This is a genomic window from Halorubrum alkaliphilum, from assembly GCF_017873815.1.
In the GTDB taxonomy this organism is placed as follows: domain Archaea; phylum Halobacteriota; class Halobacteria; order Halobacteriales; family Haloferacaceae; genus Halorubrum; species Halorubrum alkaliphilum.
In genome coordinates this window covers 1-12,874 of sequence record NZ_JAGGKQ010000013.1, presented here as the reverse complement: position 1 = coordinate 12,874, position 12,874 = coordinate 1, and the positions used below count along the sequence as shown (strand labels likewise).

The 12,874-nt window shown below is 58.8% G+C and carries 8 protein-coding genes and 1 pseudogene; 4 read left to right on the top strand and 5 right to left on the bottom strand.

Going from position 1 to position 12,874, the window contains the following annotated elements:
* Positions 1–9 precede the first annotated feature (9 nt).
* The 3 genes from J2751_RS09255 to J2751_RS09245 all read right to left on the bottom strand — a co-directional run bounded on the left by J2751_RS09255 (position 10) and on the right by J2751_RS09245 (position 2,528).
* Positions 10–432, bottom strand: a complete 423-nt coding sequence (locus J2751_RS09255; RefSeq protein WP_209485434.1) for a hypothetical protein — start codon at positions 430–432, stop codon at positions 10–12.
* Between the two features lie 53 nt (positions 433–485).
* On the bottom strand, positions 486–1,016 hold the full coding sequence (locus J2751_RS09250) for a DUF7342 family protein (protein ID WP_209485432.1): 531 nt from the start codon (positions 1,014–1,016) through the stop codon (positions 486–488).
* A gap of 249 nt (positions 1,017–1,265) precedes the next feature.
* Positions 1,266–2,528 carry a saccharopine dehydrogenase family protein gene (locus J2751_RS09245; protein WP_209485430.1) on the bottom strand — a complete coding sequence of 421 codons (1,263 nt, stop codon included), beginning with the start codon at positions 2,526–2,528 and terminating at the stop codon, positions 1,266–1,268.
* Positions 2,529–2,656: 128 nt separating this feature from the next.
* Here J2751_RS09245 and J2751_RS09240 point away from each other — a divergent pair, with 128 nt between their 5' ends.
* Positions 2,657–3,220, top strand: coding sequence for a hypothetical protein (locus J2751_RS09240; RefSeq protein ID WP_209485428.1), 564 nt, complete (start codon positions 2,657–2,659; stop codon positions 3,218–3,220).
* 28 nt (positions 3,221–3,248) lie between these two features.
* Here J2751_RS09240 and J2751_RS09235 read toward each other — a convergent pair whose 3' ends face one another.
* Positions 3,249–3,863 (bottom strand): methyltransferase domain-containing protein, encoded by a 615-nt coding sequence (locus tag J2751_RS09235; protein WP_209485426.1) that lies wholly within the window; start codon positions 3,861–3,863, stop codon positions 3,249–3,251.
* Positions 3,864–4,277: 414 nt separating this feature from the next.
* Between J2751_RS09235 and J2751_RS15780 the strand changes: the two genes are divergently transcribed.
* Genes J2751_RS15780 through J2751_RS09220 form a run of 3 tightly spaced genes read left to right on the top strand, consistent with a single transcriptional unit; the run spans position 4,278 to position 12,097 of the window.
* Positions 4,278–7,454, top strand: a complete 3,177-nt coding sequence (locus J2751_RS15780) for a PD-(D/E)XK nuclease family protein (RefSeq protein WP_209485424.1) — start codon at positions 4,278–4,280, stop codon at positions 7,452–7,454.
* On the top strand, positions 7,451–11,332 hold the full coding sequence (locus J2751_RS09225) for a UvrD-helicase domain-containing protein (RefSeq protein ID WP_209485422.1): 3,882 nt from the start codon (positions 7,451–7,453) through the stop codon (positions 11,330–11,332). Before J2751_RS15780 ends, J2751_RS09225 begins: the two co-directional genes overlap by 4 nt.
* On the top strand, positions 11,333–12,097 hold the full coding sequence (locus tag J2751_RS09220) for an amidase family protein (protein WP_209485420.1): 765 nt from the start codon (positions 11,333–11,335) through the stop codon (positions 12,095–12,097).
* Between the two features lie 480 nt (positions 12,098–12,577).
* Here J2751_RS09220 and J2751_RS09215 read toward each other — a convergent pair.
* Positions 12,578–12,874 (bottom strand): annotated as a pseudogene (locus J2751_RS09215) (ISH6 family transposase); the annotation flags it as partial.

Genomic DNA, 12,874 nt, shown 5'->3' with positions numbered 1-12,874 from the left:
TGAGCGCGGTCAGGGGTGGTTCGTTCCGGCGTTAATGCTCGTCATTGAGCCCTCGTCAAGTGCCTGTCGCCATAAGAGATGAATTGCCCGGGCAACAATGTCGACTGAGGGTTCCTTGAGGCACGATTTTTCTACGTGGGTATCCGCGCTGGATGCGTCTGGTGGCGGGTGGAAGTGTCGGTCGTCGGGTGGTGCTGAAAAGTCGTGAGGGTGGATATCCCACCGGAGGTTGCGCCCGGACGTATCCGAGTAATGAATATTGTAGTCGCCCGCCGTCGTCCATCGAACCGTGAATATGGTTGTATCTGCCTCCCCGATGCCATACGGTATCGTGATCCGGAGCTCTCGCGGGTTGAGTCGGTCATCGATTTCGCCTGAGGCCATCGGTTCGATGGCGCTGAACGCCTCTCGGAACGCATCGAGTTTCGTCACGTCGATCGTGCCTCGAAGTGTGTGAGACTCGCCGTCTCCATTGTCGAATTGCATCAGACCGCTTCTGCGGCATCAGTGGGGTTTTCGACCGCGCTGAGCGCGAGCGCCACCTCCGCGAATGCGAGGTTCCGCCGCGTCGTTCGCCACTCCAGGAGCGTCTCTGCGTCGATATCCGCGTGGGATCGGACGGCGTCATCGGGAGAGTTAGCATCGAACCGGTCGCCGTACTCTCGAAGCTCCTCGCGCATCTCCAGAACGCGTGTCGAGAGCGTATCGGTGTCCGTCTCGTCGAGGATACGCCGAGCCTGTTCGAGGGCGATCGAATCCTTGGCCCGCTGATACAGCGTCCCCGTCGAGTCCGGCGACGCGGTCTCTGCCACGTAGCCGTGCTCGGCCAACGAGCGAAGATGCTTGCGGGCTGTCTGCTCCGACGTGAGGGCGTTCTCGGCAACGGTCGCCGCGCTCATGGGCTCGTACGCCGTACGCATCACTGACCGCACACGGTCGAACGGACTGGTCTCACGCTTCCAGTCCTCTTTGGCGCGGTCGTTCACATCCTCAAATGCCGGGGCAGAGTCTGGCATCGAATCAACGTACGAAACATGAGTATATCACTCTTCGGGATGATATTCTCACCTTCTCGGGCTGTCGAGTGTGTATCAGTACCCCTGAGAGCCACTCATTAAGACGGTTGACACATACACATGTCGATCCTGTTCGGCTACACGAGTTGGGATACGCGTCGCATTGTACTGTGCGTGTTCAACCTCGTTGTTGAGTGACTCATACGCAGCTACGAGTACATCGGCGCGTGTCTGCGTCGTGGGGTCACCTCATGTCGCTTCGGCGTCGTTCACGGTTATGGTGAACCCGACGCTCCGGAGTTTCTCAACAAGTGGCAGTCCAATGCCAGACGCTGGCGTCAGTATTCCGCCATCGAACGGCGTTTCGACATCATCGTTCGCCAAACAGAGGGCAGCCTCACCGAGCATCCGCGCGGTTGCGCCGTATCCCGGATCTCTGTCAGCACTGAATTCTCCGTCAACTGTGAACGGTCCATCCGTGGCCATTCCGCGCCCGAGCAGTCGTATTTTGAACGACCCGTTCTCGGCTTCTTCGCGCGTTGGTCCTTCCCCAGGCTCAGGGAAGACGTAGCGACGAAGCCCGGAGCGGAGTGGCCCCACCGACATGGCGGTGTTGAATAGACCGAGTCCGCCGGTGATCGCTCCGGCGATGACCGCACCCGTCGGACCATCACCAGTTGTGACGACTTCGGTACAGCGGAACTCATGCCCCCACGGATAGCCTAACAGTGCATTACTCCGTCTGATCACGCGCTCGTTCACTGCTGCCATCGGTGAGGGGGCCGTCCACGACCCGCGGAGCGAATCATTGCGGGGCAGTCGTTGTTCACCGGGATCGACACCGCTTCGCTCGCCCGGCGGTGCCAGCGAGTACGGATTCCGGAGCGTTTCTTGAACGAGCGGGTCAGTTTCAGCCGCTTCGAACAACTCGGCAAAGCTCGCCAGCGTGCCACCGCTGACACCACCGCTCCCGTCTTCTAAATAGATACGAACAGTCTCACACGGGGTGTCAAACTGCTCTATCGCATACGACTGGAGAAGGAGTGTCCCGAGATCGGCGGGGACTGAGTCGAACCCACAGCTGTGGACGATCCGTGTCTCGGCATCGACAGCCGCGTCGTGGAATCGATCAATCGTCTCACGAACCCAATTAATCTCTCCGGTGAGGTCACAGTAATCGGTCCCCATCTCGATACACGCCTCAACGAGCGGTGTGCCGTACGAGGTGTACGGCCCGACTGTCGTACAGACGACTCGTGTATTTCCGGCGAGTGTACGCAGACTCTCGGGATCTGTCGCGTCACCCACCACCACGGGAACGTCACCCCACGCGTCGCTGCGACGGGTGAGATCGGTGGCAACTGACTCAAGTCGTTCCGGATCCCGCCCACCGACCGCGAGTGAAAGGTCCTCAGGCGTGTACTGCTCAGTAAGATACTCAGACACGAATCGCCCGGCGACACCCGTTGCTCCCCACACCACAACATCATACTCACGCTCGGATCCGGACATCTCTATCAACCTTTGTGGCCGCCCGATTGTAAACAAGCGGGCTGTACGCCGACGTGGACGGGGCAGAGAACTGAGGTAATTCAGCGGGAGTAGCAGTGCTTTTCTAGCAGATACTGGATACTGGTCGTATGCAACGGGCCGTTGAACTGAGTGACCGACTCGTTGATATCTCGGAGTCACTCGCCAGCGGGCGTATGCTCGGCCTTGCAACGGCTACGTTCATCGTATTTCTCACCGTCATTCTCCCCGAAGAAGCCAGTCGAAATACGGCATACCTCGGCGACAACCCTACACCGGACGGCTCATTCATCTACTCTTCGGCAGACCTCTACGACATGGCAAGCGCCTATGGCGCTGAAGGCCGCCGGTACTACATCCGCTCGCGGTTCACGTTCGACATCGTCTGGCCACTCGCGTACGGCTGGTTTCTCTGGACCGGTATCACCTACTTCCAGCAAGGAATACCGAACGCGCGCGTCAAATACTCCGTGTTACTTCCACTACTGGCCGTACTGCTGGATTTCATGGAGAACACCTCGGCATCGGTCGTGATGTTTCTCTATCCAGATCAGGTACCTGTGCTCTCACATCTCGTGCCGATCGTTACGTTCGGAAAATGGGTCGTAATCGGGGTGAGCTTCACTGTGCTCGGCCTATTAATTCTCGCACAGATCTGGAAGCGGGTCTCATAAAAATATCACTTACCCACCGGCCGTTTACTCAACCGGGTGGCTGCCGGCCAATGATGGCATAGAACGGGTCGGTCCCGGGCTGGTCGACGACGCGTTCCGTTTCTCCGAATCCACCGGCGACAAAGTACTCTTCGACGAGCGTCGCTCGTTCGTCCATCGATCGGGTTCGCCACGCTCGGATCGCCTTCGTCGGAAACATCCGGTTAGTGAAACTCACGATGGCAGTGCCTCCGGGCTTGAGCACCCGTCCGAACTCACTGAACACGTCGCCAGGATACTGGAGATACTGCACCGATAACGCACAACTCACGACATCAAATGAGTTCTCGTCGAGCGGGAGCGTCCGATCGTTGTTGAAATCCTGCACGAAATACTTGTCTAGACGATCATTTGCTTCGAGTTCGGTTTCGTTGAGTCCGTGGCCAACAACGAACCCCAGCGTGACATCGGGAAGAAACGATACCCAACTACTCATCGCATCGAAAACACGATCTCCAGATGTAATCTCCGACTCGTACAGCTTCGTCAGTCGAGATGTGAACGCATCGTCTGCGTGGGTGACGAATCGAGGTGAGCTGTAAAACTCCTTGTCGTCACCTGAATCGATTTTTTGCCGATCGATGTCCGATAGCAGTCCCGTCACGGTGCTCTCAACGACGGGTCGGAGAGGAAAGTACTCAGCGCCTCCGAATCAGTCGCCTCAGAACTCAGCAATTCAAATGGAACATTACATTCGGGTGACGCCGATGCGTCACCCCTGCCCGGTACGCTTTTACAGCGACAGCTCTACCCGACCAACAATCTGCTTCGAAAGAGCGTAGCTTAGATTTTTGGGATATATAATTCGACACTCTTCGAAGAGGATTGCTGGTGGCAGGAGATGATATACCAGGTAGGGACTGGAAGACAGTAGGCGGAGACCTGCGTGGACGACACAAGTTTTTCATTACCGTGTCGAGAGACAAACGTAATGACGACACGGCGAATATTCTCTTGCCCGACGCCTTCCAGCAGCCGAGACTCCGCACTCCAATGGGCAGGTGACCGATCGACTGGTGTGCCCCATTCGGTGGTGTATCTCCAGCCAGCGGCAGCAGATGATGTCACCGTGCGTGATCAGTGGGAGGCGTACGGATCGCGTGTGGAACTGCGACTCGAACGATTTCGCACGCTCGTCGATAACCTGTATGAGGCGGACACGCACAGCGGATCAGCGACGTTTCTCACAGATACCGAGCGTCGATGGATCATCGAGGAGGCGCTTGGACGCATCGATGATCCTGTACACCCACTCTACACGGATGGTGACCCGACCGCCGGTCTCGTCGAGCAGGCCGAAGAACTACTGACACTTCTTGAGTTCGCCGGAGAGATCACGCCGGAAGATGTCGAGCAACGACTCTCTCGGGAAGGATTGAACGAACTCGGGAAGGTGTTGTCTCAGTTCGTCGCCCAGGTTCATGAGGTGCGGAAAGAAGGGTTTGCCGAGTCGAAGACGTTTCGAAGCGAACGGTTCCGACACGTACTCGATGCTGGAACAGAACTCGTGGAGACCGAACTCGCTGCAGCAGATGTTGTCGTGGTCGGTTCGTTCCAGACGCTCTCCCTGCAGGAGCGCGACGTCGTCGGGCTGTTAGCTGACTCGTTCGACACCGCCGTAGTACTCCCCCACGTGACCGTCACTGATGATTTACACGGCGCAGACGACGCCGTGGGCCGCCTACACGAGTGGTACGACGACCTCGGATTCACGCCACCAGAGTCACCTTCGGAGTCGGATCCTCGTTCACTGCGTGAGAGTGCGGCGGCCGCTCTGTACCAGCACGACGATGGCACGGGCGAGTCAGTCACGGCTGGGACCAACGTGACGGTCGAAACGCATGCGACTGTCGGGCGCGAGGTCCGATCCATTACGCGTGACGTGCGGTCGCTGATCGGTGACGGTGTTGACCCTGAGGAAATCGTCGTCACACCGGTTGATGAGGGAACGTACAGTGATCGACTCGCAGATGCGCTCCGTGCAGCGGACGTGCCCGTGACGGTTGATTCGTCGCGCTCGTTTTTCGCTACAACGACCGGCAAGCTGTTCGAAGCAGCGATCAACCTCGGTACCGAACCGGATCGACTAGAGCCACTCACGCGGCTTCTGTCGAACCCGCTTGTCGTTCCGGAACAGCGTAACGCGGCACGAGCGGTGCTTCGAAACGCGGAGTTGTTGGAGTCCACGCGTGTCTCAACCCTTGTAGAACACGTTGCGGAGGATGAAGAGGCGCTCGTTCGGAAGGTCGTCACAGCGTGTGAGCGGTTCGTGAACGCGATCGATGTCGATGCTGGGCGGCAGGCGTTGTTCGACGAACTCGACGTGCCAACGACCGGTGACGGAGGCGGATTCACCGACGCTGTTGGATTCTCCCGGCATGTTAAGGATAGAGAGCGACAGGCGGTCGAACGCGCGAGCGAAGTGTGTGCGTCGCTGACTCTCCGCCGAAACGTGGCCAACGAGAACGGTGACGCGGATCCTGACGTTGAGGAGGTTCGACGTGCACTCGATCAGGTGACAATTCGGGTGTCAGTTGCCCGGGACTCAGATAGTGTTCGCGTGTGCCAACCGACGGAGGCAGTGGCGAATCCCGTCGAATACGTGTTCGTTCCCGGGTTAACCACCGAGCACACGCCGTCACCGCCGCGGCGACTGGCGTTTGCTCGACCGCTCAACGACGCACATCCGGATTTTGAGGCGGCGGATCCGGTTGCCAATATGCGGTACGTGTTCGCCCAGTTGGTTGCCTCGGAGACGACCGTGACGTTCTCCGCGCCTGAGCGGAATGCGAACGGTGACCCGTATGTGCTCGCGGATCCGCTGTTGGAACTCGAACGCGTCACCGGACTGAACCCTGACCGCGCGGATGATAGTGCCGCTCCGGCCACGTTCACCGACGTTCACCGGTCGATCGCTACGGCCATCGATACAGAGGGTCTCACGCCTGCGACGGTCGCCAGAAATGCAGACACGTACGACGTAGCGGTACCGAACGTGAATGCGTCGGAGCGACTCGCGGCCGGCGTGACAGTCGCAGCCGAACGCGCAGAAGACGGTGTCGGTGAGTATGACGGGCACGTTGACCCGGCGGTCGTCGCGGAGTTACGCGACGGCGGAGGACCGTACAGTCCGAGTCGCTTGGAGACGTTCGCGGACTGTGGATTCAAGTACTACCTCAAGTACATCCTGAAGATCGAACCGGATGACGAGGTCACGTTGGAGCCGAACGCACTCGATATTGGAACGTACGTTCACGACGTGTTCGAACGATTCTACCGTGAGTGGCGCGCGGCGGGTCACGAAGCTGTTACGAACGAGAGTATTGAGGAGGCAGAGACGAAGCTGTACACCGTGGCGACCGACCGGCTCACGGAGTTGGATGCGCGCGAGACCGTTTTCCACGATGCGTGGCTCGCCGCGCTGTTCAACGGACTGCGTGTGACGGACAACCAGTTCGGTGATCCGGACGCGGCTGCCGGGCTGTTCAAGCGGTTCCTCCACGCGGAGGTCCAGCTCGCACCGCGTGATGCGACGCCGACGTACTTTGAGCCACACGTCGGACTCACTCCGGACGAGCCTGGCCCGGAAGTGATCTCACGCGACCCGGTCCGTGTTCCCGGAACGACCGTCGAACTCCGCGGGAAGATCGACCGGCTCGACATCACGCCAGACGGTGGACTCGTCGGGTTGGACTACAAAACCGGCAGCACACCAAGCGAAGGGGACACGATTGACGGGCACGCGTTTCAACTCCCGGCATACCTGCTGATGGCCGAAGACGCACTCGGTGGCGAGCCAGTCGGAGCCTCGTACTACCAGGTGAATCCGACCAGTTCCATCTCTCCACACAAAGGCACGATCGGCGGCGATGAAGACGCCGCTCACGTGTACTGGGGGACTGACGACCCAGCCCCGCTGCGGCGCTCCCAGTCACTCGCGTTTGACACCCGCGATGAGTTCACCACGTTCCTCCATGAGACCGTCCCTGACCGGATCGATCGGATCTCGACCGCTGTCGAGAACGGGTCGTTCCACCCGACCGTTCTCGACCCTCAAACGGCCGGGTGCAAGTACTGTCCGTACCGCGATGCGTGTGACGTCCGACACCACCGTAGACACGCGATTCATCAGACACTCACCGAGGAAAACACGCCACAGTACGCGCCCGGTCTCGACACGGAGGACGATTCATGACTGACGATATGCACGCAGACACCGATGACGTTGATCTGACTCGCGCACAGCAACGCGCCGCACGAACGATCGACCGGAACGTCACCGTGGAAGCCGGAGCCGGAACTGGGAAGACGACGACGCTCACCGAACGATACCTCACGATCCTGCGAGCTCACCTTGACGGTCCAGACAGCCTCACTGCTGGCGAGGATGAACCGTCGTACCACGTTCCAGACGACATTGAACGCATTACGGACCCGACCGCAGCACGCCGACTACCTGAACGGATCGTCGTCACTACGTTCACCGACCGCGCCGCGGATGACCTGAAACGCTCCATCCGCGAGAAGATCCGCGAGCGACTCGCAGACATCGACGACCCGGATCGCTGGGCCGTGTGGCGCGCCGCCGCTGACGGTGTCGAAGCCGGGTACATCGACACCACGCACGGATTCTGCAGTCGTATCTTGGAAGAACACGCCGTCACCCACCCCGCTGTTGACCCTGACTTCGAGGTGCTGGAAGCAAACGACGCCGGTCGGCTCAGAGCGACTGTCGCCACGGAACTCGTCGAAACTGAGCCGCCGGAAACCCGCGTGCTCGCACCGCTTTTCGACCGGTCAAAACTCGCTGACGTGCTCACCGGCCTCATCGCTGAGCCCGACATGACTGAACAGTGGATCGAAGAGATGCGTGAGTTAGCGGACCCGGAGGCGTACGAGGCGTTCCTCGTTTCGCTGCACCCACTGGATACCGATCCGAAAGCGCTGCTTGACACGATCCGTGACGATCTGGAAACGCTCAGTGAACTGTACGGTGATGACGATGTCACCGATCGGTTGGGTGCGAACCCGATGAACTACGTCGGGAATGATTTACTCGACTTCTATGAGGAACTCACGGGCGTGGATATCGAGGAAGCGTCACCGATTCAACGGCTCTCGCTGTGTCTCAAACTATGTGATGTATTCACGAACGGTGACGGTGAGCGCTACGGCGACGGAAACTACTACGGGAACAAATCGTTCCGTGAAAGCGACGGTCCGACCGCCAGACGGTTCCGTGAGGCAATGGACGGTGTGCTTGACGCACTCGCGCCCGAGAATCGGGCGACCGACGTGTCGCTTGACCCGGACCGAGACGCACACGACCTTCTCACGGCGCTTGCTACCCTTGCCGACGAGGCGCGTGCGGAGTACGCCGATCGCAAACAGCAACGTGGCGTGCTCGATTACAATGACCTGATCGGGCACGCACTCACATTCCTCTCCGATGCTGACGAAACTGCCCACGCCGGTGCAGTCGCTGGGCTTCGTGAAGACGTGTGGTACGTCATGGTTGACGAGTTCCAAGACACTAACACGCGCCAGTGGCGGCTCGTACAAGCACTTACCAGCGGCTCCGACCCGTTCGACACGGCAGACCCGTTTGACGGAGATACCGTGTGTGTGGTCGGCGATGTCAAACAGAGCATCTACCGGTTCCGTGACGCCGACGTCACAGTCTTTGGCGACGCCACCGAGATGATGCATGGCGCGAACACAGTACGCGATCGCCCCCCGTGCGACCCGGCACTCACCACTAACTTCCGCACGCTTCCGGAGACCCTCACCGCAATCAACGGCCTGTTCGACCACGTGTTCGCGTACGGCACCGACGACGCATACGAAGCCGTCAGCGGCCCGCTCACCGCCGGGCGTGAGACACCCGCCGGGATCGACCCGATCAGAGAGTACCTACCTGTCCCGGTTGATACTGACCTGCGTACCCGGTATTTCGGTGCGGACCACGACCTCACGTCCCTTCCGGAGTCCGAACCAGCCGATATCGAAGCCAACGCGATCGCCAATCGTATTGCCGGCCTCCTCAACGCCGAGACACCCGTCACTGACAACGATGACGACTCGGATGCCGACACGCGGCCCGTCGAACCCAACGATATCGCCGTGCTGATCCGATCACGCAGCGACCTCAAAGACTACGAACGCGGCCTCCGAACCGCGAAGGTCCCGTACACCGTGATCAAAGGCGAGGGGTTCTTCGATACCCCGGAGATTCGTGCGGTCACCGCACTGTTGAACGCGCTCGCCGACCCGACGGACGACATCGCACTCTACGCCGCCGCACGCTCTCCGCTGTGTGGACTCACCGACACCAAACTCGCCACGGCCCACGATCCGGGTGAATCCCTCTGGGCTTCGCTGCGTGCGAGCGATGACCCAGAGATAGAGGTCGTCGTCGAGGACTTTGAACGCTGGCGCAACTACGCCGGCACCGGATCTACCCCCGGAGCCGCCGTCGATAGCTGGGCGACGCTCCTTGACCGGATCCTCGCTGAAACCGGATACCTCGCCGCGATCGCTGCCGATGAACGCGGCACCGCCGCACTCGCTAACGTCGATAAACTCCGCGACAAACTCCGCGAATTCGACGCGAGTGGCGTCCCCAGCCTCGACAGCGTCACGACACGACTCACCACTCTAGCCGAGCAGGGCCGCAAAGAGGCCGAAGCCAACGACGCCACTGACTCAACCGGCGTTCGTATCATGACCGTACACGAAGCGAAAGGCCAAGAATACCCCGTCGTCATCGTACCAGGTCTCGGCAAACGGTTCAACGACCGCGCACGACTCAGCAACGGCAGCATCGAGTACGAACGCGTCCCGATCGCCGACGAACGCCGACCCCTGCTCGGGTTGAACGTCCCCACGGACGACCGTACGAACACCGACTCGACGCTCATGCGACACGTGGCCCGCGACCGCCGTCGCGCCGAAGAGCACGCCGAAGAAAAACGCGTTCTCTACGTCGCTGCCACACGCGCCGAAGACCACCTCATCCTCACCGGCCGCCACACCGCCGATAACGACCACGAAACCGGCATCACCCAGCCCGACCCTGAGGAACCGTTTTCCTACCGCGATTGGATCCAACCAACGCTGTTCGGAACCGATGACGACGCCATCACGAACTGGCACCACCTCGAAACCGACGGCGCATTCACCGCGACCCTCCCGTACACGCTTGCTGGCGACACTGATCACGGCACGATATCCGTTCGCCTCCCTCCGGACACCGAAACATACGACCGGGACCCCGATCCAGTCCCGGCGTCAACCACCCGGTCGGCGTACGCGTACGAACAACCGTGGGAGTTCAGACTCTCCGCATCCGATCTCAGCCGGATCCCCACCGGGAACGTTGAACTCCAACTCAACAACGACACGCATCGGATCACGGCCAGCGCCGTACAACCCGATAGTGAAGAATACGAGGATGATTATCCGACAACCGACGCCCGCAATATTCCAGCCGCCATCTACGGGCATGCTGTCCACCGCCTCTGTGAAACCCAGCCACCGATCGAGAAACGTCGCCACGTGATCGACCAAGCAATTCAGGAACAACACGACCGGACAACCGGAAGAGCTGAAGACACGTACCCAGACTCAGCGTACGACGCCATCGAAACTGCCGCCGACTCCGCCATCACGTACCTCGATGAACTCCACGCTGACCTTGACGTCCAGCACACCTACGACGAGTACTACATCGAACTCAGCCTGGACACCGGCACCGTCAGCGGCTTCATCGACCACCTCATCGTCACCCCAGACGCATACCACGTCATCGACTACAAAACCGATCGGAAACCACCGAGCCAGCCACCCGACGAGTTTCTCAAAGCACGAGCCGCACACCACCGCCCACAACTCCAAGCGTACGCCGCCGCACTCACCCAACAGGACCCGGGCCGTGAAGTAACCGCCACGCTATACTTCACCGACATCGAAACGTCTCACACGTACGAGTATCGATCGTCAAACGTGCTTGCTGACACTATTCAGGATCTACGGACGCTCCTCAATGAGACACCAGCACCCGTTGAGGAATAATTGAGGAATAGGCACTTTGGTCAAGGAAAACATCCCGATGAGAGTTATACTAACCATCTAGATCCAAACGGTCTTAATAACGCACGTATAGGCGTGCCACGGCAATTTTTTGGCCTCCGAGATGACGAAAGTGCGCCAGTGAGTAATGCTGAACAAGTGACGACCGTCGTTGAAGACGCAATTATAGAGATGGAAGTTGCGGGGGCAACGATTATCGATTCAGTTGACATTATCGACCAGTCGCTTCTTGAGAGTGCTCGCACGCTTAAATATGAATTCGCTCACGCCTTCGACCAGTATCTTGACCAACTTGGCGACTCAGCACCAGTCAACTCTCTGGCCGAACTCGTCGCTACGGGTGAACTATACCCGGATATTCAAAATAGAATCGAAGAAAGATCTGTTCTCGACGTGGATGTTGAATCATTAGAATCAAACACAGATTATTTACGGATTCTCAACCGCAGAAAAAAGATCAAAAGTCAAACACTTTCAGAGATGGCAAAGCATGACCTTGATGCCCTGATGTACCCGCCTTCGCGTATCCTTCCAGTTGAGATTCCAGACAGCCAACCGTTCGAAGAAATGAACTGCGAAATATCAGCTCACACAGGCCTTCCAGCTATCGTTCTCCCCGGAGGCTTCACCAATGATGGCCTCCCAGTCGGAGTTGAGTTACTGGGTCGTGAATTCGAAGAGCCCCGTCTGTTTGAGCTAGCGTATGCTTTCGAGCAGGCAACTGACCATCGGCGGCCACCAATATAACCATCCCTTCTTATTTAAATAGCTCTGCTTTGTTGAATCCGATGACGGCGTGGGGATCACTGTTTGAGAGTCTGTTCGAGGTTGTAGACTGTGTCGGTCAACACGAGTTCACAGAAATCGCGGTATCATAAGCGAGGATAGACAGCGGGGCCGAACCGACGATTAATGGCTGAAAAGGCAGTCTCGGCCATCCAGCGCTGACCGTATAATTCGCTGTCCAGCCGTGCGTTGTGGGTGTGATCGTACGCAGCAAACAGCCGGTGACGCAGCAAGGGTCGGACGACCCCTGAACGGAGGGCGTCACAGAGAGATTGGTCGTGATAACCTTTGTCGTCGGCGAGGCGTTCGAGTTTCTCGGTGGGTTGGAGATACCCATAGGAGGAGAGAACTATCCACCCCTCACACTGGCCAAGTTCTCTGAGCTAAACAAGGCTCAAAAGCTTCCTTCACGCCAATATTTTGGTCGTGTTGCAAAGCGGTCTAGAGTTTGCCTCTGGTGCTCTCAATTGAGAGTTCACAGCTCATTGCTGTTTTGGTCGATCGTTGGAGCAGCTCGTCAAGGAACGATTGGTAGTACTCTGGATCAGCGTACTTCACCAGCCGAAGCTGGAGTATCGCCTCCAATCCCTCCTTTGTCCAGCGCATCCACTGGTTCTTACAGCGCTTGCTGACCTCACCCATTAGCCGTTCGACGGGGTTCGAGGTCCACGGCACCTCGAACCCCTCGACGGCCTGCTCGGCAAACGTCACGATCGACGGCAACCACCGCCGAAGATA